Genomic DNA, 22044 nt, shown 5'->3' on the forward strand with positions numbered 1-22044 from the left:
TTCCCGTCAACGGCCGGATCAAGCAGACGCGTTGTCCCTCACAGCGAGCCGGAGGCGGCCTCGGAGCGGGCCAGGGCCGCCGCCAGGTCCGGGTGCGTGGGCAGCAGCCGGGCCAGGCCGGTGACCCGCAGGACGCGCAGGGTCAGCGGGTGCGTGCACACCAGGTGCAGCTGCCCGCCGCGTTCCAGCACCCGCACGCGTGCCCGGTAGAGCAGCCGCAGCCCCGAGCAGTCGAAGAACTCCACCGGCCTGAGATCGATCACGACCCGCGCACCCGGCCGGCCGGTCACGCGGTCGAGGAACGGACCGATCTCCGTCGCCGCGACGATGTCGATCTCGCCCCGGAACTCCAGCACCGTGTGACCACGGCAGGTGTACATGCCCAGTTGCCGGGTGAGGGATTCGGGCTCGTGTCGCACCTCGGCACCACCTCCCACCCGCGCCCGGACGTCGGTTCCCGACCGTCAAGTTACCCTCGATGGAAGGAATTTGAGCATGTTCGATTGACATATGTCTTCGAGTTTGGCGCGTCCGGGCCGGCCGCCGGGCCCGCTCAGTCCGCCAGCAGCACCAGCTTGCCCGCCGTCCGCCCGGTGTCACCCAGCTCGTGCGCCTTCGCGGCGTCGGAGAGCGGGAACGTCCCGGCGATCGTCGCCGTCAGCTTCCCGGACTCCGCCAGCTCCGCGACCACCCGCATGCCGGCGCGGTCGGCGTCGACCAGCATCCGCACCCCCCGCACGCCGAGCCGCTCGGCCTCGTCGTAGAACTCCCGGGAGCCTCCCGGCAGGATCGACACCACGACCCCGCCGGGCCGCAGCGTCCGCAGGGACCGTACGGCCGTCTCCCCGCCGAGGGTGTCCAGGACGACGTCCACGTCCCGGACCGCCTCCGTGACGTCGGTGGAGCGGTAGTCGACGGGCTCGTCCACGCCGATCTCCCGCAGGAAGCCGTGCTTGCCCGCGCTCGCCGTGCCGATCACGTACGCACCGCGCGCCTTGGCGATCTGCACGGCCACGTGGCCGACCCCGCCGGCCGCCGCGTGGATCAGCACCCGCTGCCCGGGCCGCACGTCCGCGTGCTCGGTCAGCGCCTGCCAGGCGGTCAGGGAGACCAGCGGCAGCGCGCCGGCCTGGACGTGGTCGATCGAGGCCGGCTTGCGGGTCAGGGCGCGGACCGGGGCGAGCACGTACTCGGCGTGCGAGCCGTGGCCGAAGGGGTACGGCAGCATGCCGAAGACCTCGTCGCCGGGCTCGAAGGCGGCGGCGCCGATCCCGTTCTCGACGACCTCGCCGGACACGTCCCAGCCGAGGACGAACGGGGGCTCGCCCAGGAACCCGCCGGTGGCCCGGTGCTTCCAGTCGGTGGGGTTCACCCCGGCCGCCCGCACCCGTACCAGCACCTGGTTGGGGCCCGGCTCCGGCCGCTCCATCCGCACGTACCGCAGAACCCCGGGACCGCCGAGGACGTCCTGGGTGATGGCTCGCATCGTGTTCACATCGCTCATGGTGACCCAGCCTGCCGGAGTCCGCCCGTCCGGAACATGGCACGACGGCCACCCTCCGACAGGATCCTGCCACGTCCGGTGCCACCCGCGCCGGCGCCGGCGAACCCGCTGAACGTTCCGGCCGTCCCCGGCGTCCCAGGACGCACGGGAGCGCGGGAGCGCGGGAGGAGAAGGGGGCGGGCATGCGCAGAGGGATCGTGGCGGCGGCGGTGGCGGCGCTGACGGCGGTGACGACGGCGGGCTGTGACGACGGGCCACCGCCCGGCCCGGTGGTGAAGGGCACGCCCCCGGCGTCCCCGTACAGCGGCCCGCTGCACGTGCCCACCAGGAACACCGACGGCACCGGGCCGCGAGCCCTGCGCCTGGCCTCCGGCGCGGCCGGCCGGGCGCTGGAGTGCGACGGGGAGATCTTCGAGGGCTCCGGCCCGGACGCGTGGAGCACCGCCGACGGCGGTGCCACCCCGCAGGAGGGCCTGGCCCGCTACTTCGACATGGCCGAGCCGCAGGACCCCGGGAGCGGCTACCGCGTCGAACGCCGGTCCGCGGACCGGGTCCTGTACTCCTACGACGTGGCCGGGCGTACGAAAGTGGCGGTCGTGGTGGCCAGGGACCAGAAGGGCCGGCCCGGCTGGGGCCCGGAGACGCACGCCTCCTGCGACCCGGCCGAACTGCCCGCCCGGTACGCCGCCGCCTGGGGCTGGGAGGTGTGGACCGACGGACACGGCAGACGTCTGCCGGTCAGCCGGATCACCGGCTCCGCCGGCTCCGCGCACTGCGGCCGGCAGTCGGCCCACTTCCTCAGGCTGGACGGCCGTGAGTACGTCCGCGACCCCGAGGGCGTGCTCGCCCGGGACGGTCCGCTCCGGGCGCCGTACCGCGGGGACGTGCGCATGCCCGCCGCCGCCCGCGACACCGGGTACCACTACCGGGGCCGGCGGCTCTGGCTCACGGACGACCGGCGAACGGCCTACGTCCGCACCTCCCACGCCGTGGAGGCCTGGCCGCGCGCGAAAGAGGGCGCCGGCTGCGACTGACCGCCATCGGCCGCGCGGCGAAACGACCGGCGACCACCGCACCCGGGCGGCCACTTCCGCGCGGCCGCGGCCGAACACGCCGCGCCCGCCGACTGTTTCCCGCGGCCCGGGATATCCGCAGGGGACAACCGCACGGGATTCACCAGGAGGAAGCATGGCACTGGTCAAAGCGGGCGTCTTGGTGCTCGACTGCGCCGAGCCCGAGAAACTCGCCGAGTTCTACCGGGAACTGCTCGAAGGCGAACGGACCGCCGCGTCCGCGAACCTCGTCGAGATCCGGGGCGCCGACGGGGTCCGGCTGGCCTTTCGCCGGGACGTCAACGCGACGCCGCCCAGCTGGCCGCGCCCCGAGAACTCGCTCCAGGCCCATCTCGACTTCCTCGTCGAGGACCTGGACGAGGCCGAGCGCCGGGTGGTGGGGCTCGGCGGCCGGCCGATCGAGACGAGGGACGCGGCGGGGCCGTACGAGGAACGCGGGTACTCCGACCCCGCCGGGCACTCCTTCACCCTGCGCCTGCAGTCCTCGACGGCCCCTAAGCAGGGCTGACCGGCCGGCTCAGTCCCGGCCGCCCTTGTCGGTAGCCGGCCACACGCCCGTCGACCGTTCGATGGCCTTCGCACCGGTGCGGTCGACGGCACTGCGCACCACCGCGAAGATGGCGCCCTGGACCGCCGCGGCCAGCAGGATCTCACCCCAGCCGCGGTCGGGGTCCAGGGCGTCGGGGGCGTCGTCCTCGTGCCGGATCGCCATCCACGCCTTGCGGAAGGCCATACCGGCCAGCGCGCCGCCTGCCCAGCTGAGCACGAATCCGACGGGCTGATAGGCGAGAGGGAGCTTCTTCTTCTTGTTCTTGGCCATGGGTGACTACTTCCTCGTCAGGCGATCCTCATGCGGGCCGTCCTCGCGCGGCCACCCGTTCGCCCGCGGGCACCGGACCCGGCGGCGTACCGTCCCCGAACGGCCGGCCGCCCAGCTCCGCGCGGTGGTGGGGACCCAGCCAGCCCCCGAGGTCCGGGCCGAGCGGCACGATGCCGGTGGGGTTGATGCCGGAGTGCACCTGGTAGTAGTGGCGCTTGATGTGGCCGAAGTCGACCGTGTCGCCGAAGCCGGGCGTCTGGAACAGGTCCCGGGCGTACGCCCACAGCACCGGGTGCTCCGCCAGCTTCCAGCGGTTGCACTTGAAGTGGCCGTGGTAGACGGCGTCGAACCGGACCAGCGTGGTGAACAGCCGGATGTCCGCTTCCGTGAGGGTGTCACCGACCAGATACCGCTGTCCGGCCAGCCGCTCACCGAGCAGTTCCAGCCTCCGGAACACGCCCGCGCAGGCCTCTTCGTACGGCTTCTGGTGCGTGGCGAAGCCGGCCCGGTACACCCCGTTGTTGACGTCCTCGTAGACCTCTGCCATCACCTCGTCGATCTCCGCGCGCAGGGCGGCCGGGTAGAGGTCGGGCGCGCCGGGGCGGTGCAGGGCCGTCCACTCGGTGGCCAGGTCCAGGGTGATCCGCTGGTAGTCGTTGGTGACCAGCCGCCCACTGGGGACGTCGACCACCGCGGGCACGCTCACCCCGCCCGGGTAGCCCGCCTCACGGCGGTCGTACGCCTCGGCGAGGAACCGGATGCCGAGCACCGGGTCCCGGCCGTCCGGGTCCAGGGTGAACCGCCAGCTGCGGTCGTCCTGCAGCGGATCGGCGACCGCCATCGACAGCGCGTCCTCCAGCCCCAGCAGCCGGCGCGCGATCACCGCCCGGCTCGCCCACGGGCAGGCACGGGAGACGACCAGCCGATAGCGGCCCGCCTCGACCGGCCAGCCGTCCCGGCCGTCGGCGGTGATCCGGTCGGCGAAGTGACTCCTGGACCGGTGGAACGTGCTGTGGCCGTACGCGCGAGTGCCGTCGCCGCCCATGTCTCCTCCTCACCGCCGGGATCCTCCGTGCCACCGCGTTCCCCGTTCCGCGCGTCCCGCACGGTGTGAGCCGCCCGGTCGGGGGCAGTCGCCGCTAAGTGACTGGGACATCCTCGGAACGGGAGAAGGCCGCGCTTGCGGCCGGGAACAACGAAACGGCGCCGGCGCGCGCCGCGGACGGCGGCGTGCGGCCCGGACGCGAACAGGACACCGGCCGACCCGACGGCGGGTCCGGCAGCCGACCGGGCAGCCGCTCCGGCGGTCCCCCGGCCGACCGCGCGGACGGCGGCGGGTCCCGGGCCGGCAGCGGCGGAGAGTCCCAGGCCGACCGGCACACCAAGGTCACCGTCCTGGTGGCGCTCGCCGCCAACCTGGTCATCGCCGTCGCCAAGGCGGTCGGCGGTGTCCTCGCGGGCTCGCCCGCGCTGCTGTCGGAGGCGGCGCACTCCGTCGCCGACAGCCTCAACGAGGTCTTCCTGCTGGCGGCGCTGCGCCGCAGCCGCCGCCCGGCCGACACCCGGCACCCCTTCGGCTACGGCAAGGAGCGGTTCTTCTGGTCGCTGCTCGCCGCCGTGGGCATCTTCGTCATGGGCGGCTGCTTCTCCTTCTTCCAGGGCGTCGAGGCCCTGCGCGACGGCGCCGACGAGACGTTCAGCGGCTATGTGGTCGGCCTCGCCGTCCTGGGCGTGTCCCTGATCGCCGAGGGCGTCTCCCTGATGCGCGCCCTGCACCAGGTGCGCGGGCAGGGCGGCGGCCTGGCCGGGCTGCGCGATCCCGCGCTGCGCACGGTGGTCGCCGAGGACGCCACGGCGGTCCTCGGCGTCACCCTCGCGCTGATCGGGATGGCCCTGCACATGGTGACCGGGCAGGTCGTCTGGGAGGCGTCCGCCTCGCTGGCCATCGGCGTACTGCTGGTCTACGTCGCCTACCGGCTCGGCCGCGACGCCCGCGACCAGCTGATCGGCGAGGCCGCCGACCCCGAACTGAGCGGCAGGATCCAGGCGCTGCTGCGGGCCCAGCCGGAGATCGACAGTGTGGAGGGGCTGTTCACCATGAAGATGGGCCTCGACTCCACCCTGGTCGCCGCCCGTATCGACCTGGTGCCGGGCCTGGACAGCGAACGCGTCGAGGAGGTGTCCGAACGCATCAAGCGGTCCCTCACCCACATGTTCCCGGACGCCGACCAGATCTTCCTGGACGTCACCGACCGGCCGGTGGGCAAGGCACACGAAAGCCCCGCCGCGACGGGGGAGCGCGGCGGGGCCTGACGAGCGAGTGCCCGGCGGGGAACGGGTCCACACCTTGCCGGAACAGACTTTTCCGGGTCGGACTCTTTCCCGGCCGGAACCGGCACCCCCGCCGGCGCTCTCGCGTCAGCTGCCGTCGACCGGCTCCAGCACGAAGACCGGAATCTCCCGCGACGTCTTCTGCTGGTACTCGGCGTACGGCGGGAACGCGGCCACCGCCCGCTCCCACCACTCGGCCTTCTCCGTCCCGGTGACCTCCCGGGCCCGCATGTCCCGCTTGACCGCACCGTCCTGGAGCTCGACGTGCGGGTCCGACAACACGTTGAAGTACCAGACCGGGTGCCGGGGCGCGCCGCCGAGCGAGGCGACCGCCGCGTACCGGCCCTCGTGCTCCACCCGCATCAGCGGCGTCTTGCGGATCTTCCCGCTCTTCGCACCCCGGGTGGTCAGCAGGATCACCGGCAGCCCGGTGTCCCGCAGGGTCGTGCCCTCGGTCCCGCCGGACCTCTCGTACAGCTCGACCTGCTCGCGCACCCACTGCGTCGGGCTGGGCTCGTACTCGCCCTCAAGTGGCATGTCTCTGCGTCCCCTTCGTCGGTCCCGCGGATGTCTGTCACCGGCGTAACACCGGTGGTCGCACGATTCATCCTTACCGCGTGCCGCGTCCGCCGACGCGGTGATTACCTCAGAGGTCATCGCGCCGCCGCGCCCCCCGCGGCACAGTGGTCCCCGTCCCGATCACCACCCGCCCGGGGAGGCAGCCGCCCATGTCCGACGACCGCACCGCCGCGACCCGCTCCGTGGTCCAGGAACTCCTGCGCAGGATCGGCCAGGGCGACCCGCAGCCGATCGCCGATCTGTACGCCGACGACTGCGACTGGCGGCTGGACTGGCCGGAGGAGGAGCACGGCCGGGCCGACACACCGTGGATCCGGCACCGTTCCGGCCGGGCCGAGGTCGCCGCGCACTATCGGGAACTGGCCGCCCACCACGTCCCGGAGGAGGCCGGCACCACCATCGGGCACATCCTGGCCGACGGCGAGGACGCGGTCGTGCTGGGCGTCATCCGGCAGACCGCCGCACCGACCGGCCGCGCCTACAGCGCCCGCTTCGCCCTGCACCTGACCGTCCGGGACGGCCTGGTCGTACGGCACCACGTGTACGAGGACAGCCTCGCCGTCGCCCGCGCCTTCGCCCCGGGAACGGACGCCGTGCGGTTGCCCTGACCCTCCTGCGGGAGACACCCTGGGGGGCGTGGGACCGCGGCCGGTTTCCGCCCCCTGACCCCTCGCACTCCGGCCAGATGACGCCCCGCGCCCAACTGGCCGAACTTGGCGTCGACCTATAGATGCCCTGGGCATCTAATGAAGATCGGCACGACGCACCCCCTTCGTCTGCGAGGTCTCTTCCATGACGGAACTGACGGACACCACCGGCCCGGCTGCCACGGCCGAACCCGTCGCCTTCCCCCAGGACCGCACCTGCCCCTACCACCCGCCCACCGGATACGACCCGCTGCGCGGCGGGCGGCCCCTGTCCCGCGTCACCCTCTACGACGGCCGCGAGGTCTGGCTGGTCACCGCGCACGCGACCGCCCGCACGCTGCTCGCCGACCCCCGCCTGTCCGCCGACCGCCGCCGCCCCGGCTTCCCCGCGATCACCGCGCGCTTCGAGGCCGCCCGCAAGCGCAGGGTGGCCCTGCTCGGCGAGGACGACCCCGAGCACCAGCGGCAGCGCCGGATGATGATCCCCTCGTTCACCGTCAAGCGCGCGACGGAACTGCGTCCCTGGATCCAGCGGATCGTGGACGAACTGCTCGACGCGATGATCGCGCAGGGCCCGCCCGCCGAACTGGTCTCCGCCTTCGCGCTCCCCGTACCGTCGATGGTGATCTGCGGCCTGCTCGGGGTGCCCTACGCCGACCACGAGTTCTTCGAGGAGCAGTCCCGCAGACTGCTGCGCGGTCCGACCGGCGAGGACACCGAGGAGGCCCGCCGGCGGCTGGAGGACTACCTCGGCGGGCTGATCGACGCCAAGGCGAAGGAGACCGAGCCCGGCGACGGCATCCTCGACGAGCTGGTCCACCAGCGGCTGCGGACGGGTGAGCTGGAGCGCACCGAGGCCGTCTCGCTGGCCATCATCCTGCTGGTCGCCGGCCACGAGACGACCGCCAACATGATCTCCCTGGGCACCTACACGCTGCTCCGGCAGCCCGGCCGGGCCGCCGAGCTGGGCGCCGACCCCGCGCTGCTGCCCGCCGCCGTGGAGGAACTGCTGCGCGTGCTGTCCATCGCCGAGGGGCTGCAGCGGGTGGCGGTCGAGGACATCGAGGTCGCCGGCACCACGATCCGGGCCGGTGAGGCGGTCCTCTTCGCCACCTCGGTGATCAACCGGGACCCGGCCGTGTACGACGACCCCGACGCCCTGGACCTCCACCGCTCCGCCCGCCACCACATGGCGTTCGGCTTCGGCATCCACCAGTGCCTGGGCCAGAACCTGGCCCGCGCGGAACTGGAGATCGCCCTGGGCAGCCTGTTCGCGCGGCTGCCCGGCCTGCGGCTGGCCGCCCCCGCCGAGGACATCCCCTTCAAACCCGGCGACACGATCCAGGGGATGCTGGAACTCCCCGTGACCTGGTAAGAGGCTCTCCCCATGCACATCGACATCGACAAGGACACCTGTATCGGCGCCGGACAGTGCGCCCTGGCCGCGCCGGACGTCTTCACCCAGGACGACGACGGCTACAGCACCCTCGTACCGGGCCATGAGGACGGCTCGGGCGACCCGATGGTCCGGGAGGCGGCCCGCGCCTGCCCGGTGAGCGCGATCACCGTGACCCCCTGACACCCGGGACGACCACGGCGGCCGACGTACCGTCAGGTCCGTCGGCGGCCGTACGGTCCCGGCTGTCACCGGGGCGGCACGCCCGGGGTCTTCCGTTCCGGTCGGGGCCGGATCAGGGCGCGGTGCCAGGGCTCGCGAGCCCGGCATGATCCGGCCGGCAGGCCCTAGCGCACTTCGCGGACGTACGCCGCGCTGCCCGGGGTGGACACGTCCCGGTCGCGGCGGACGATGCTCAGCCGGCCGCCCCACCGGGCACGGGCCGCGCGCAGTCCGGCGTCGGTGTACTCGATGTCCACCACCCGGTCGTCGAACGCCTTCGCGTACACCCCGCACTCGTCGTACTGCCCGCACTCCTCCGACACCGCGAAGTCCAGCCCGGCCCGCCGGCGCCGCCCCGCCAGTTCCGCGGTGTTCTTCTGCGCGATGGCCAGGTGACGGGCGTGCGCGTGCCGGGACAGCAGGGTCATGAACGCGGTCGCGTCGGCCGCGGTGAGCAGCCCGTGGGAGCGGGTGTAGCTGTCGTAGTTGTCGGGTTCGACGGCGTCGAAGCCCTTCCGCGCGCAGCCGTCGATCCACGTGTTCACCCGCCGCGCCACCCGCTTCCGCGCGGCGGGGGTGCGCAGGTCGAGCAGCGGCTCGTGCCAGTCCTCGTCGATCACGACGGCACCGTGCGCGTCGCGCAGCAGCAGGTCGGGCGGCCACGAGGAGCGCTCGGCGGGCTGGGCTTGGAAGGCGTTGACGTAGCAGATGTTGTACAGCCCGGGCGCGGGGGAGTCGGACCGGTCGCGGCTGACGATCCGCACGCCTTCCGGCGGGGGATAGGCGCCACCGATCTGGTAGTCGAACCCGGCGCCGCGCGGCGGCAGCCGCAGCGCGGCCGGCTTCGCGGCACCGTTGTCACCGCGGTGGCCGGGAGCGCAGCCGGCCAGAGCCGTCACCGCGACGATCACGGCCGCTGACACGGCGCCCAGGGCCGGCAGGGGCCCAGCGGCGCGGAGAACACCCGTGGGCAAGTCCGCTCCATCCTGCCCACGCCGGGCGGCGCGGCACGCCCAGGATCAAACCGCCCGCACACCGGCGCCGTCAAGTCGGCTCCGGGCCACCGCCGTAGGCTCGGCCCCGACCATCGTTTCGACGGCAGGAGCAGCAACGATGCAGTACGTGAAGCTCGGTTCGACGGGCCTGGACGTCTCGCGGATCTGTCTGGGCTGCATGACCTACGGGCTGCCGGACCGCGGCGCGCACGAGTGGACCCTCGACGAGGAGGCGTCCCGCCCGCTCATCCGGCAGGCGCTGGAAGCCGGCATCAACTTCTTCGACACCGCCAACATCTACTCCGACGGCACCAGCGAGGAGATCGTCGGCAAGGCCCTGCGCGACTACGCCGACCGTGACGAGATCGTGCTGGCCACCAAGCTCAACGGCCGCATGCGGCCCGGCCCCAACGGAGCCGGTCTGTCCCGCAAGGCCGTCATGAGCGAGATCGACCACAGCCTGCGCCGCCTCGGCACCGACTACGTCGACCTGTACCAGATCCACCGCTACGACCACTCCACTCCGATCGAGGAGACGATGGAGGCGCTGCACGACCTGGTCAAGGCGGGCAAGGTGCGGTACATCGGCGCCAGTTCGATGTACGCGTGGGAGTTCGCCAAGGCGCAGCACACCGCCGAGCGGCACGGCTGGACGACGTTCGTGTCCATGCAGAACCACTACAACCTCCTCTACCGCGAGGAGGAACGCGAGATGCTGCCCCTGTGCGCGGACCAGGGCGTCGGCGTGCTGCCGTGGAGCCCGCTCGCCCGCGGCCGGCTCACCCGCGACTGGGGCGCGGTCACCGGGCGCAGCGCCACCGACGACTTCGGCAGCCGGCTGTACCTGGAGAGCGACCGCGCGATCGTCGAGGCGGTCACCCGCATCGCCGCCGACCGCGGCGTGCCGCGCGCCCAGGTGGCCCTCGCCTGGCTGCTGCGCCAGGACGCGGTCACCGCCCCCATCGTCGGCGCCGCCAAGGCCGGGCACATCGAGGACGCGGTCGCCGCCGTGGAGCTCGAGCTGAGCGAGGAGGAGACCGGGGAACTGGAGCAGCCCTACACCGCGCGCGCCGTCAGCGGTCACTGACCCGCCGACGGGGGTCCCGTGCGGCGCGTGCTCCGCGTCGCACGGACGCCGCGGGAAAGGGAGACGGAAGGGGCTTTTTCGACGGCGCGTCAATAAGGAAATGGGGAAAAGGAAATACCGTGAACGGGAAGATCTCTTGTTCGGGTGTGTTCGGCCGTGTAAAGGTGTGGGCTGTCGGCGCGCAGGTACACACATTCCCCGTGTCTTTCGAGCTGCCCCGACCTCTCCCCGTACTCGTTGGTACGGACTAATTCCCGTTTCGTGTCTGGAGGAATGCAGCCGTGCATGAGGCAGGCCCGTCGGACGAGCAGCTCGGTGCCGCGCTGAGGAAATGGACGGGCACGTCACCCGCGCTGCATCCGGTCGGCGAACTCCTCGACCGGCACTGGACGGCCGCCTTCGCCTACGCCCGGCTGTGCACCGACGGCTCGCGCGCCGCCGGGATGCTCACCACCGCCGCGTTCACCCGGCTCTTCGGCGCCTCCCTGCGGCAGGCCGGGCCGACCGCCGCCTGGCGGCCCCACATCCTGGTCGCGGTCCGCCGCATCGCCGCCGAGTGGGACACCGACGAGCGCCGGGAGCTCCTCCACCCCGCCCTGCGTCCGGACGACGCCACCGGCGAGCGCGTCGCGGCCCGGCTGCTGCCGCCGTCCGGGCGGCGGCTGCTGTCCCGCGCGTTCCAGCGGGTGCCCGAGACCTCGCGTGCCGTGCTGTGGCACACCGAGGTCGAGGCCGAACCCCTGTCCGTGCCCGCCGCCCTGCTCGGCCTGGACGTGGAGAGCGCCGGCGTCGAACTGCGCAGGGCCCGCGAACGGCTCCGCGACGAATGTCTCCAGGCGCACCGCGAACTCGCCCCCGAGGACGAGTGCCGGCGCTACCTGCGCATGCTCGACGTGACCTTCCGGCGCGGCGGCACGGACATCGACCCCGACCTGCGGCAGCACCTGGCCCGCTGCCCCCACTGCACCCGCACCGCCGACCAACTGGACCGGTTCAACACGGGATTGGGCGCCGCACTGGCCGAGGCCGTCCTGGGCTGGGGCGCCCACGGCTACCTTGAATCCCGGACGACCCGCACCGCCACGCCGCCTCCGGCCGCCACCGTCACCCCTGCGCAGGAGCCCGCCCTCCCGTACGGCGCCGGTGACGCCGCCGCTCCGCCGGCAGGCGAATCCTTCACCGGCGGGCAGCCGGCGGGGCCGGTCCGGCCCGCGGCACCGGCGATGCCCGCGGCGGCCGACCGATCGGCCGACCCGGCCGCGCCGGGTACGGCGGCCGGCCCCCGGCGAGCGGCCGGCCGAGGCGGGGCCGCGGGCCGCCGGATGCCGGGCGCCCTCAGGCGAGCGGCCGGGTTCCGTGCCTCCACGGCTCCCGCCGAAGCCGCCGGCACCGAAGGGCGGACCGCCCCCGCCGACCCCGGTCCTCCGCCCGGCCGCGGGGCACCGGGTACCCGCAGGCGCGGCGCCGGGTTCCGTGCCCCCGGCGCTCCACGTGGCACCGCCGACGCCGGTGGGCCCGGCGAGAGCGGCGACCCTGCGCCGCTCGCCGCCCCGACCCGCCGTTCGGCACCGGGACCCCGCGGGCGAGCTGCGGGGTCCCCTGCCTCCGCTCCACCGGTAACCGCCGATACCGGCGAACGCGGTGACACCGCCGCCCCCGCCCGAGCCACCGACCGCACCGGCTCCCACGACCTCGAGGCTCCCGCCGGCCCCACCGCCCCCGTGGCCGCCCGCTCGCCCCGCTCCCTCCACCGGGCCGTTCGGCGTGCGCGGCGGCGGCAGGCCGGGGTGGTCGTGCTTGCCGTCGGGGGGCTGGTGGCGGTTCCGCTGGTGCTGTGGGCGGTCCACGGGTCCGGTGGCGCCCCGGGGCCCGGTGCCCCGGGCACGCCGTCCCGGACGCCGGGCGGGAACACACCCTCGCCGGGCGCGTCGTGGGCCGGCGGGAGCGGGGCCGGACAGGGCGCGCTGCACGGCAGGCTGCGCAACCTCGCCTCCGGACTGTGTGTCGCAGTCGTCGGCAAGAAGGCCGTACAGGGCGCCGAGACGGAACTCACCGCCTGCTCCGCGACCCCGGCCCAGCAATGGACGTACGAGACCGACGGGCTGCTGCGCAACGCCGCCGCCCCCGACCTGTGCCTGGACTCCCGCCTCGGCTACTCCGTCCGCCTCGCCCCGTGCGCGGCCAAGGGCGACGCCGCCCGCACCATCCGCTACGACTTCACCCTCCAGGGCGTCCTGGTGCCCCGCTCGAACCAGGAGCTGGCCCTCACCCCGGCCGCCACCGACGGCTCCGGCGCCCTCGTGCTCAAGACCCGTACCGCCGCGGGCGCCGGGCGCCGCTGGACCGTCGACACCGCCGAACCGGATCTACGGATGAAGAACGTCGACTGGGACGGCGACACCGTCCCGGTACCGCCCGCCGCACCCGCGCCGACGTCCTGAGCGACTACGGTCCCGAGGGCGGGGGCGGGATCGTCCCGAGCTCGGGGGCCGGTTCCGGCCACACCAGCAGGACCGGGCAGGGCGCGTGGTCGACGGCGAACCGGACGGCCGGGCCGAGGCTGCCCGGTCCGAGCCGGGACCGGTCCCCGTCCCGGGCCAGTACCAGCAGACCGGCTCCCTCCGCGGCGGCCACCACCTCCCGCTCGACGCGGCCCGACCGTTCCAGCCGCGTGCACGGCCGGCCCAGCCGCTCGGCCGCCGCGTCGAGGAGCGCCGCGGCCGACGTGCCGCCGAGTGCCTCCAGCCGGTCACCGGGGTCACTCTCCCAGCCCTCCGCCGGGCGGTGCCCCCACCGCCCGCCGCGCCCGAGCAGCCCGGCGAAGGCCCCGTGCGCCACCGCCGGCACGTCGGGCCCGCTGACGTGGAGCAGCACCACCTCGACGCCGTCCGGGGCATGGGCGCGGACGGCGTCCACGCAGGCGGGCCAGGTGCCCTCGACGAGCCAGGCGATCACACGCATCCGGTCGGCCTCCCTCGGCTCGGTCCGCGCCCCTCACAGAATGCGGAGCGACCCCCACAGTGCCACCACCGCGACGGCGAGGGAGGACGGCACGGCGATCAGGCCGAGCCGGGTGAACTCGCCCAGGTCCACGTCGTGCTCGTGCTGGTGGACGATCCGCCGCCACAGCAGTGTGGCCAGCGACCCGGCGTAGGTGAGGTTCGGGCCGATGTTCACGCCGAGCAGTACGGCGAGGACCGCGCCCGGCCCGGCGGGCGCCGCCAGCGGCAGCAGGACCAGCACCGCGGGCAGGTTGTTGATCACGTTCGCCAGTACGGCGGCCAGCGCCGCGGTCCCGAGCAGCGCCGGCAGCCCGGTGCCGTCCGGCACCACGCGCCCGAGCGCGTCGGCGAGCCCGTTGTCGACGACCGCCCGCACCACGATGCCGAGGGCCAGGACGAACACGAGGAAGGCCGGGGCCGCCGCCCGTACGACACTCGGCACGGTCGCCCGCCGCCGCAGGAGCGACCGCCCGGCCAGCACCAGCGCGCCCGCCGCGGCCACCCAGGCCGGATCCACGCCGAACGCCGACGCCACCACGAACCCGGCGAGCGTGCCGCCCACGGTCACCAGCGCGAACAGCGGCAGTTTCGGCGGCTCCCCGAAATCGCGCTCCGCGGGGGCCGCCGCCGTGAGGTCCCGGGCGAAGAACCGCCGGAAGACCAGGTACTCGACGCCGATCGCCGCCAGCCACGGCAGCACCATCAGCGCCGCGAACCGGGTGAAGCCGAGCCCGCTCGCCGTGAACGCCAGCAGGTTCGTCAGGTTGGACACCGGCAGCAGCAGCGACGCCGTGTTGGACAGATGGGTGCAGGCGTAGACATGCGGTTTGGGCCGTACTCCCGTGCGCGCGGCCGTGGCGAACACCACCGGGGTCAGCAGCACGACGGTCGCGTCCAGGCTCAGGACGGCGGTGATGGCGGACGCCAGCGCGAACACCGCGGTCAGCAGCCGCACCGGGCGGCCCCCCGCCCACCGGGCCGTCCACGCCCCGCAGGCCTGGAACAGCCCCTCCACGTCGCAGAAGTGGGCGAGGACCAGCACCGCCGCGAGGAACCCCACCACCGGCCCGAGCCGCTCCGCCTCGGCCCGGGCGTGACCGAGGGAGATCGCACCGGTCGCGATCGCGATCCCGGCGGCGGGTACGGCCATGACCGCCTCCGTACGGCCGAAGGGCCGCACGACCGCCCAGGCCAGCACGGCGACGAGGAGCACGGCGGACAGGGCCTCGGCGAGCGCGGTATTCAGGGCGGGTCCTTTCCGGAACGGATCACGGGGTGCCCGCCCATGAAAACAGACGTCTCCGGTCGGCTACGACGACCGGGTACCCGCCGCACCCAGGAACTCCGCCCAGCCGCCCGCCGGTGCCTGCCCGGGCGGCAGTGTGCGCAGGAGGCGCAGCACCGCCGGGTCCTGCGCCTGAAGCCAGGCGACGAGCTGCTTGAACGACACGAACCGCACGTCGTCGTACGCGGCCATGGTCCCGATCGCCTCCTCGACGGCGTCCATGTAGATGCCGCCGTTCCAGCGTTCGAAGTGGTTGCCGATGAACAGGGGAGCGCGGTTGCTCTCGTACGCCCGCCGGAAACCGGCCAGATAGGTGTCGCGGGCCTGGGCGCGCCAGAGGCCGTACCGCGTGCGGTCGCCGAGCGGGTTGCCGCCGGACTGGTTGAACATCATGTTGTAGTCCATCGAGAGGACCTGGGAGGAGTGGCCGGCGAACGGTATGGACTGGAGCGGGAAGTCCCATATCCGGCCGCCCTGGACCTTGCCGGGCCAGATCTGGAGGCCGCCGGGGGAACTGGCGTCGTACGTCCAGCCGAGCGCGGCGGCGGTGGGCAGCAGGGCCGCCTGGCCCTCCAGGCAGGGGGTGCGGCCGCCGGTCAGTTCCTTGCGGTAGTCGAAGGGCAGCGGGTCGAGGTCGGTGAAGCCGGTGTTGGTCCGCCAGGTGGTCACGAAGTCGACCGCCTGCTCGATCTCGCTGCGCCATTCGGCCGGGGACCAGCGGCGCACGCCGGTGGCGCCGCAGAAGTGCCCGTTGAAGTGGGTGCCGATCTCGTGGCCCTCCAACCAGGCCGCGCGGATCTGCTGGAGGGTGGCGTGGATGTGCCGGTCGGCGAGGTAGCCGATGGCGGAGGCGCCGACCGGATGCTGCGGCGGCCGGTAGAGGTGCTTCCTCGACTCGGGCAGCGTGTAGATGCCGCTGAGGAAGAAGGTCATCCGGGCGCCGTGGTCGGCGGCCACCGGCGGAACCGGGAGAACAGCCGGTTGCTCAGCTCGCCCGCGCCGTCCCAGGAGAACACCACGAACTGCGGGGGCCGCCGGCCCGGCCGCAGCCGCACCGGCTCCGGCTGGCGCGGCTGGGCTCCGGTGTCGGCGGTGGAGCCGTCGCCGATCGGCCTCACGGGCCGGGCCCGCGCGGTGCTCCGGCCGCCCGGGTCCGGTCCGCCGACCCGCAGGCCGGTGCCGGAGGAGCAGGCGGCCAGTGTTCCGAGGGCGCCCGCCGCCCCCGCCGTCAGTAGCCGCCTGCGTGGGATCCCGCTCATTGTCGTCCCCGATTCCCTGGTCAGGGCCCCTCAGGGCCCGCTCGCCGTGTGGTCGACCGGGTTCGATGGCGGGTGGGGGAGGAAAGATCGCGGTGGGCGGCGGCTGTTGCCGTCCTGTGACAGTTGTGGCGCGGTCATGACGAACCCCGCTGCCTCGGCGGAGACAGCGGGGCGGGGGAGGGGAGCCGGTCAGGGGCCGGTGCCGGGGCTGAGCACGGTCAGACGGACGGACGAGGAGTTACCGGAGACCGGCACCGGCCCGCCGGTCCAGGCGGCCCTCAGCGGGTCGTGCTCGTCCGGCGGGGTGACCAGCAGCGCGGCCGGCGTGGCCGTCTTCGCCTCGCTGATGCCCGGGTTCGAGAAGGTCAGTCCGGCCCAGGCGCTCTGCCCGGGCCTGAGCGTGACGGTCGCCGGGGAGCCCGGCGCGCGGTGCGGGTCGGGGCCGAGCTGGGTGCCGGAGGCGGCCACGAAGGCGGCGCCCGGATAGCCGTGCAGGGTGCAGGTCCGGGCGGACGTGTTGGTGAGCACCACCGGGAAGTTCTCCTGGCCGGCGCCCGGATCGCCGCGGCCCACGGAGGCACGGAGCTCGCCGGTGTGGCAGCGCTTGCCCGTCGCGGCCCGGGTGGCCGCCGTGCCCGGGGCCGCCGGGGCCGTACCCGGGGGTGCCGTGGTCGCGGTGCCGCCCCGGGACGCGGTCGCCGTCGACGGGGCCGACGTGCCGGCCCCGGAGGCGGACGGGGCGGACGCCGGGCTCTTCGTGCTCTCCCGCGCGGGCGCGGCCGTACCGGGAGCCGTGACCGGCGCGTTGCCGTGCACGTCGGTGCCGCCGCAGGCGGTCAGGAGGCCCAGCACGGCGACCGTGCCCAGGAGCAGGGCGCCCTGCCGCGCGGACCGGGGGGTGTTCACCATGTCGCTCACCACTTCAGGGTCGTCCCGGCACGCGCGGGACGCGCGCCGTCGGCGCCGGATGCGCCGTCATCACAGTCCGATGCACGGGTCGCCGGAAAAGTTCGGGACACACCGGCATCTTTTCCCCGTCTTGACCGTGCCGGTGCTTTCAGGCCACCTTCAGGGAGCGCAGTATGCCGTCGGTAGCGTCGCCGCCCCCGTGCTGGCGGACCTGCACGTACACCTGCGGCTGCGCGGAGCCGGCCGCCGGGACCAGCGCGGACTCGGTGACCGAGCCGCCGTCCGGGCAGCCGTCCCAGGCCCGGACCACGCCGTGCCACGCGCCGCCGGTGAACGCGCGGTCGCCGGCGTAACGGCAGCCGGAGTGCGTGAGCGCGCGCACCGCGGCGGTGACGTCGCCGTGCGCGCTGACCCCGGCGAACACCCCGTCCACGGCGTCCCCCAGGTCGGGCCAGTGGGCCAGGTCGTCGGCCACCACCAGCCCCGGCTCGTGACCCGCCGACAGCCCGAGCGCGTGCGGATCCCAGCCGGAGCCGCGCAGCTGGCGGCCCCAGCCGGCGGGCACGCGCAGGGTGACCCGCCCGGTGGCGTCCGCGACCCGCACCTCGTCGTCCGCCGGGGCGCCGCGGTGCTGGAGGGCCACGGTCACCGTGACCGCGGCGGCCGTGGCGGCGAGGACCGCGGCGAGGACCAGGGTCACCGTGCCGAGCCGGCCACGGACCCGGTCGAGCCGCGGTGCGGGCGGCGCCGACGGGTCCGCCGCCAGCCGGTCCAGCTCGTCCGCGAAGGCCAGGGCGCCCGGCCAGCGCCGGGCCCGGTCCGGCTCCAGCGCCCGCAGCACCGCCCGCTCCACGCCCTCACCCAGCTCCGGCCGCGACCGGCCCGGCGGTACGACCTTCCCCGGCGGTCCCGGCACGGTCCCGGTGAGCAGTTCGTAGCCGACCGCGCCGAGGCTGTAGACGTCGGCCCGCTCGTCGATGCCCGCGCCGGGCTCGGCCTGTTCCGGCGGCTGGTAGCCCGCCGAGCCCGCGGCCAGGGTCAGTGCGGAGGCCTGCGCGAGGCTCTTGGCGAGCCCCAGGTCGGCCAGCAGCACCCGCCGGGTGCCGTCCGGGGCGGTGTGCAGCAGTACGTTGGTCGGCTTGATGTCGCGGTGCACGATGCCCGCCTCGTGCAGCGCGGCGGCACCGCGCGCGGCCTCGGCCGTCAGCGCGAGCGCGTCCCGCACCGGCAGCGGGCCGCCCGCCAGCAGGTCGGCGAGGGTGCCGCCGTCGGCGTACTCCATGACGAAGTACGGTCTGCCGTCGGGGAGTTCACCGATGTCGTAGACCTGCACCACCCGGCTGGAACCGGCCTGCCGCAGCAGCCGCGCCTCGGCGAGGAAACGCTCCCTGATGTCGAGCCGGTGCGCCCAGTTCTCGGCGAGGACCTTCACCGCCACCGGGGCTCGCAGCTCCGGGTCGTGGGCGAGCCACACCGTGGCGAAGGCGCCGCTGCCCAAGGGCCGTTCGAGGCGGTGGCGGCCGATCCGCTCCAGGGGGTGCATACGACTATCATGCCTGCCCTGAGATCGACTTCCAGGGGGAGGCCTTCGTGCAGGACCAGGCGCCGATGGAGGAGTCCGCCCGGCGCGCCGCCGCCGGTGACGAAGCCGCCCTGGACCGGCTGCTGATGGAGATCCGGCCCGAGGTCGTGCGGCGCTGCGCGCGCTTCCTGCCCTGCCGGGAGGACGCCGAGGAGGCCGCCCAGGACGTGCTGCTCCAGGTGGCCCGGCACATCACCGCGTTCCAGGGCCGCAGCCGGTTCGGCACCTGGCTGTACACGGTGGTCGCCAACTGCTGCCGGCAGAAGTACCGTGAGCTGAAGCGGCGGGCCGTCGAGCAGCCCGCCGCGATCGAGCCCGCGCACGTCGTCGATCCGCGCACGACCAGCGTCATCGCCGGTTCCCGGGTCGACCTGCTGGAGGCCCTGGACCGCCTGGAGCGCGAGCACCCGCACCTGGTCGCGCCGCTGGTCTACCGGGACATCTGCCAGCTGGAGTACGCCGAGGCCGCCGAGCGCGTCGGCATCCCGCTCGGCACCCTCAAGTCCCGGCTGCACGAGGCACGCAAGCACGTACGGCCCTGGCTGTCGGCGTCCTGACCGCTACCGGTCCACCTCGAACAGCGGCAGCTCCGCCCAGATGGTCTTGCCCTCCGTGGTGTGCCGGCTGCCCCAGCGCTGGGTGAGCTGGGCGACCAGCAGCAGGCCCCGGCCGCCCTCGTCCAGCGTCTTCGCCCGGCGCAGGTGCGGGGCGGTGTGGCTGGTGTCGGAGACCTCGCAGATCAACGTGGTCGCGTCGTGGATCAGCCGCAGCCGGATCGGGTGGGAGCCGTAGCGGATGGCGTTGGTGACCAGCTCGCTGACCACCAGCTCCGCCGCGAACGACGCCTCGCTCAGCGACCATGCGGCCAGCTGTCCCACGACCTGCTTGCGGACCGGCGCGACCAGCGCGGGGTCGGCGGGGATGTCCCACGTCGCCACCTGCGAGGGGGGCAGGCCCCGGGTGCGGGCGAGCAGCAGTGCCACGTCGTCGGCGGCGCCGCCGGATGGCAGCAGGGCGTGCAGGACGCTGTCGCAGGCGCTGTCCAGGGAGTCCGCGTCCTGCCCGAGCGCCTCCAGCAGCAATTCGTGGCTGGCGTCCAGGTCCCGCTCCCGGGACTGCACCAGGCCGTCCGTGTACAGCGCGAGGACGGTGCCTTCGGGCAGTTCCACCTCGGCGGACTCGAAGGGCAGCCCGCCGAGGCCCAGCGGGGGGCCCGCGGGCAGGTCGAGCACCGCGGGCGGGCCGCCGGGTCTGAGAAGCACGGGCGGCGGATGCCCGGCCCGGGCCAGCGTGCAGCGGCGGGACACCGGGTCGTAGACGGCGTACAGGCAGGTCGCCCCGACCTCGCCCGGGCTGCCCTCGACACCGGACTCCTCCGACAGCCGCAGCACCAGGTCGTCCAGGTGCGTGAGCAACTCGTCCGGGGCCAGGTCGATGTCGGCGAGCGTGCGGACCGCGGTGCGCAGCCGGCCCATGGTGGCCGAGGCCTGGATGCCGTGCCCGACGACGTCCCCGACGGCCATCGCGACCCGCAGTCCGGAGAGCGGGATCACGTCGAACCAGTCCCCGCCCACCCCGGCCCGCGCGGCCGGCAGATAGCGGGAGGAGGCGTCCAGCGCGGCCGTGCGCGGCAGCGAACGCGGCAGCAGGCTGCGCTGGAGGGCGAGCGCGGTCTCCCGCTCCCGGGAGTAGCGGCGGGCGTTGTCGATGCAGACGGCGGCCCGGGCGGTGATCTCCTCGGCCAGCAGCACGTCGTCCGGGGTGAACCCGTCCGGACGCCGGTGCCGGGTGAGCACCGCCACTCCGAGCGTCAGCCCGCGGGCCTGGATCGGCACCGACATCGAGGAGTGGATGCCGAACGCGCGCACCCGCTCGCCGCGCGCCCGGTGCCAGGAGTGCCACTTGTCCATGTCACCGGCGATCACCGAGGTGGTGATCGTGCGGCCGGCGGTCAGCGCGTCGGCCTGCGGGGAGAGGTCCGGGTAGGCGTCCGCCTGCCCGGGCTTGATCACCGCCTCCGGCACGCCCGCCAGCACCGACTGGTGGGCGGTGCGGCGCAGGAGGACCGGCGCGGTGATGACGGCCGGGGGCTCGCTGCCGTGCTCCCGCAGGTCCAGCAGGTCGATGGTGACGAAGTCGGCGAGCGCGGGCACGCACATGTCCGCCAGTTCCTGCGCCGTGCGGGTGACGTCGAGCGTGGTCCCGATGCGCACGCTCGCCTCGTTGACCAGCTGGAGCCGCTGCCGGGCCCGCTGGTTGTCGGTGACGTCGTGCGCGGCCAGGCACACCCCCCGCACCCGGCCCCCGGCGTCCCGCACCGGTGCCATGCGGGCGAGCCAGGCGTGCGCCTGGTCCTCGCCGCCGGTGCGCAGGAAGGTCCGCACGTCCAGCCGGCTGCCCGAGGTGAGTACCTGGAGCATGCCCTGTTCCAGCTCGTCGCTCTGCGGCTTGCCCCCGATCTCCGGGAGCCTGAGTCCCCGGACCCGTTCCTCGGGCAGCCCGATGATGTCGGCCATCGCGGCGTTCATGAGGCGCAGCCGCAGTGCGTCGTCGTACAGGGCGACCGGGCACGGTGCCTGGACCAGGGCCGCCTCGACGAGCGGGTCGTCCGCGGCGGGCGGTTCCGGGCCGGTGAGCGGGGTGACCACCAGCCAGTCGGCCGGCCGGCCGTCCTGCGGGGGGCGGCGGTGGGCGAGCAGCCACACCGAGACCGTGCGGCCGTCCCGGTGGCGCAGTCCCACCGTGCCCTCCCAGCGCGGACCCGGGGGCGCCGCCCCGGGGGCGACGGCGGCCAGCAGCCGGGCGGCGGGGCGGCCCACGACGGCTTCGGCGGGGTGGCCGAGCAGACGCCGCGCGCCCTCGTTCCACTCCACCAGCGTTCCGTCGTCATCGATGACAGCCCGGGCCGTCGCCGCGTCGTCGAACGGATAGCCCCGGCTCATCGTCGCCGCTCCCAAGCGCACACTCACAGTGAATAGGTGGCACCACTCCTGTTCCAGCGTAGTGCTTCCGGTGCGCCCGTGGACGCCGATCGCGGCCACCTGGCCGACCTGTCGAACGCGGCCCGGGGTGCGGGCAAGGAGGAATGTCGGCCGAAACGCGCCCGGGGGCGGCCGCAGGGTGCCGCACCCTTGACGATCGCGCGCAACCGGCCGTCAGAATCTGTTCGTTCACGATCACTTGTGAGTACTTCTGGGAACTCGACGAGGGAGGGCCGCGCATGACGGTCACGCGCAGATCGGTTCCGGCCGCCGCCACGGCGGCGCCCGAGGCCGGACCGCTGCCGAACATCTCCGAGGCCCCGGCCGCCCTCGCCCCCGGCGCGACCGGCGCCGGGGACGCCGGACCGTGCC

At 74.3% G+C, this 22044-nt stretch carries 20 protein-coding genes and 1 pseudogene; 9 read left to right on the top strand and 12 right to left on the bottom strand.

Annotation, left to right across the window (positions count from 1 at the left end):
* Positions 1-38 precede the first annotated feature (38 nt).
* Both ACGFT1_RS29910 and ACGFT1_RS29915 read right to left on the bottom strand, forming a co-directional pair.
* Positions 39-419 carry an anti-sigma factor antagonist gene (locus ACGFT1_RS29910; protein ID WP_373912109.1) on the bottom strand — a complete coding sequence of 127 codons (381 nt, stop codon included), beginning with the start codon at positions 417-419 and terminating at the stop codon, positions 39-41.
* Positions 420-553: 134 nt separating this feature from the next.
* The gene (locus tag ACGFT1_RS29915) at positions 554-1504 is read right to left on the bottom strand and encodes an NADP-dependent oxidoreductase (protein WP_373912110.1); all 951 of its coding nucleotides are present in this window, start codon (positions 1502-1504) and stop codon (positions 554-556) included.
* Positions 1505-1686: 182 nt separating this feature from the next.
* Here ACGFT1_RS29915 and ACGFT1_RS29920 point away from each other — a divergent pair, with 182 nt between their 5' ends.
* Together ACGFT1_RS29920 and ACGFT1_RS29925 are read left to right on the top strand one after the other, a co-directional pair.
* Positions 1687-2538: a hypothetical protein gene (locus ACGFT1_RS29920; RefSeq protein ID WP_373912111.1), complete on the top strand. Its 852-nt coding sequence runs from the start codon at positions 1687-1689 to the stop codon at positions 2536-2538.
* Between the two features lie 154 nt (positions 2539-2692).
* Complete coding sequence (locus tag ACGFT1_RS29925; RefSeq protein ID WP_373912112.1) at positions 2693-3085, top strand: VOC family protein; 393 nt, start codon at positions 2693-2695, stop codon at positions 3083-3085.
* A gap of 9 nt (positions 3086-3094) precedes the next feature.
* Here the strand turns inward: ACGFT1_RS29925 and ACGFT1_RS29930 are convergent, their stop codons facing one another.
* Both ACGFT1_RS29930 and ACGFT1_RS29935 read right to left on the bottom strand, forming a co-directional pair.
* Positions 3095-3397, bottom strand: coding sequence for a DUF4235 domain-containing protein (locus tag ACGFT1_RS29930; protein ID WP_121785588.1), 303 nt, complete (start codon positions 3395-3397; stop codon positions 3095-3097).
* A gap of 28 nt (positions 3398-3425) precedes the next feature.
* Entirely contained in the window at positions 3426-4442 is a 1017-nt protein-coding gene (locus tag ACGFT1_RS29935; protein ID WP_373912113.1) for a glutathione S-transferase family protein, read from the bottom strand.
* A gap of 350 nt (positions 4443-4792) precedes the next feature.
* Here ACGFT1_RS29935 and ACGFT1_RS29940 point away from each other — a divergent pair, with 350 nt between their 5' ends.
* Complete coding sequence (locus ACGFT1_RS29940; RefSeq protein ID WP_373912203.1) at positions 4793-5710, top strand: cation diffusion facilitator family transporter; 918 nt, start codon at positions 4793-4795, stop codon at positions 5708-5710.
* 105 nt (positions 5711-5815) lie between these two features.
* On the opposite strand, the gene ACGFT1_RS29945 is transcribed toward ACGFT1_RS29940, so the two are convergent.
* Positions 5816-6265: a nitroreductase family deazaflavin-dependent oxidoreductase gene (locus ACGFT1_RS29945; RefSeq protein ID WP_373912114.1), complete on the bottom strand. Its 450-nt coding sequence runs from the start codon at positions 6263-6265 to the stop codon at positions 5816-5818.
* A gap of 191 nt (positions 6266-6456) precedes the next feature.
* On the opposite strand from ACGFT1_RS29945, the gene ACGFT1_RS29950 reads away from it, so the two are divergent.
* From ACGFT1_RS29950 to ACGFT1_RS29960, 3 genes are all read left to right on the top strand, one after another.
* On the top strand, positions 6457-6915 hold the full coding sequence (locus ACGFT1_RS29950; protein WP_373912115.1) for a nuclear transport factor 2 family protein: 459 nt from the start codon (positions 6457-6459) through the stop codon (positions 6913-6915).
* A 184-nt stretch (positions 6916-7099) separates the two neighbouring features.
* Complete coding sequence (locus ACGFT1_RS29955) at positions 7100-8329, top strand: cytochrome P450 (RefSeq protein WP_373912116.1); 1230 nt, start codon at positions 7100-7102, stop codon at positions 8327-8329.
* Between the two features lie 12 nt (positions 8330-8341).
* A complete protein-coding gene (locus ACGFT1_RS29960; RefSeq protein WP_373912117.1) occupies positions 8342-8533 on the top strand; it encodes a ferredoxin in 192 nt (63 codons plus the stop codon).
* A 164-nt stretch (positions 8534-8697) separates the two neighbouring features.
* Here ACGFT1_RS29960 and ACGFT1_RS29965 read toward each other — a convergent pair whose 3' ends face one another.
* Positions 8698-9495, bottom strand: a complete 798-nt coding sequence (locus tag ACGFT1_RS29965) for an endo alpha-1,4 polygalactosaminidase (protein WP_373912118.1) — start codon at positions 9493-9495, stop codon at positions 8698-8700.
* A 190-nt stretch (positions 9496-9685) separates the two neighbouring features.
* On the opposite strand from ACGFT1_RS29965, the gene ACGFT1_RS29970 reads away from it, so the two are divergent.
* Together ACGFT1_RS29970 and ACGFT1_RS29975 are read left to right on the top strand one after the other, a co-directional pair.
* A complete protein-coding gene (locus ACGFT1_RS29970) occupies positions 9686-10654 on the top strand; it encodes an aldo/keto reductase (RefSeq protein WP_373912119.1) in 969 nt (322 codons plus the stop codon).
* A gap of 281 nt (positions 10655-10935) precedes the next feature.
* The gene (locus tag ACGFT1_RS29975; RefSeq protein WP_373912120.1) at positions 10936-13095 is read left to right on the top strand and encodes a ricin-type beta-trefoil lectin domain protein; all 2160 of its coding nucleotides are present in this window, start codon (positions 10936-10938) and stop codon (positions 13093-13095) included.
* A 4-nt stretch (positions 13096-13099) separates the two neighbouring features.
* On the opposite strand, the gene ACGFT1_RS29980 is transcribed toward ACGFT1_RS29975, so the two are convergent.
* The 5 genes and pseudogenes from ACGFT1_RS29980 to ACGFT1_RS30000 form a co-directional block, all read right to left on the bottom strand.
* Complete coding sequence (locus tag ACGFT1_RS29980) at positions 13100-13615, bottom strand: universal stress protein (RefSeq protein ID WP_373912121.1); 516 nt, start codon at positions 13613-13615, stop codon at positions 13100-13102.
* Positions 13616-13648: 33 nt separating this feature from the next.
* The gene (locus ACGFT1_RS29985; RefSeq protein ID WP_373912204.1) at positions 13649-14902 is read right to left on the bottom strand and encodes an SLC13 family permease; all 1254 of its coding nucleotides are present in this window, start codon (positions 14900-14902) and stop codon (positions 13649-13651) included.
* 63 nt (positions 14903-14965) lie between these two features.
* Positions 14966-16200: pseudogene (locus ACGFT1_RS29990) on the bottom strand (hypothetical protein).
* Between the two features lie 189 nt (positions 16201-16389).
* Entirely contained in the window at positions 16390-17109 is a 720-nt protein-coding gene (locus ACGFT1_RS29995) for a DUF4232 domain-containing protein (protein WP_373912205.1), read from the bottom strand.
* 148 nt (positions 17110-17257) lie between these two features.
* On the bottom strand, positions 17258-18652 hold the full coding sequence (locus tag ACGFT1_RS30000) for a serine/threonine-protein kinase (RefSeq protein ID WP_373912122.1): 1395 nt from the start codon (positions 18650-18652) through the stop codon (positions 17258-17260).
* A gap of 47 nt (positions 18653-18699) precedes the next feature.
* Between ACGFT1_RS30000 and ACGFT1_RS30005 the strand changes: the two genes are divergently transcribed.
* A complete protein-coding gene (locus ACGFT1_RS30005; RefSeq protein ID WP_373912123.1) occupies positions 18700-19248 on the top strand; it encodes an RNA polymerase sigma factor in 549 nt (182 codons plus the stop codon).
* A 3-nt stretch (positions 19249-19251) separates the two neighbouring features.
* Here the strand turns inward: ACGFT1_RS30005 and ACGFT1_RS30010 are convergent, their stop codons facing one another.
* Positions 19252-21633, bottom strand: a complete 2382-nt coding sequence (locus ACGFT1_RS30010; RefSeq protein ID WP_373912124.1) for a SpoIIE family protein phosphatase — start codon at positions 21631-21633, stop codon at positions 19252-19254.
* Between the last annotated feature and the right edge of the window lie 411 nt (positions 21634-22044).

Source organism: Streptomyces sp. Y20 (assembly GCF_043195475.1).
Classification (GTDB): domain Bacteria; phylum Actinomycetota; class Actinomycetes; order Streptomycetales; family Streptomycetaceae; genus Streptomyces.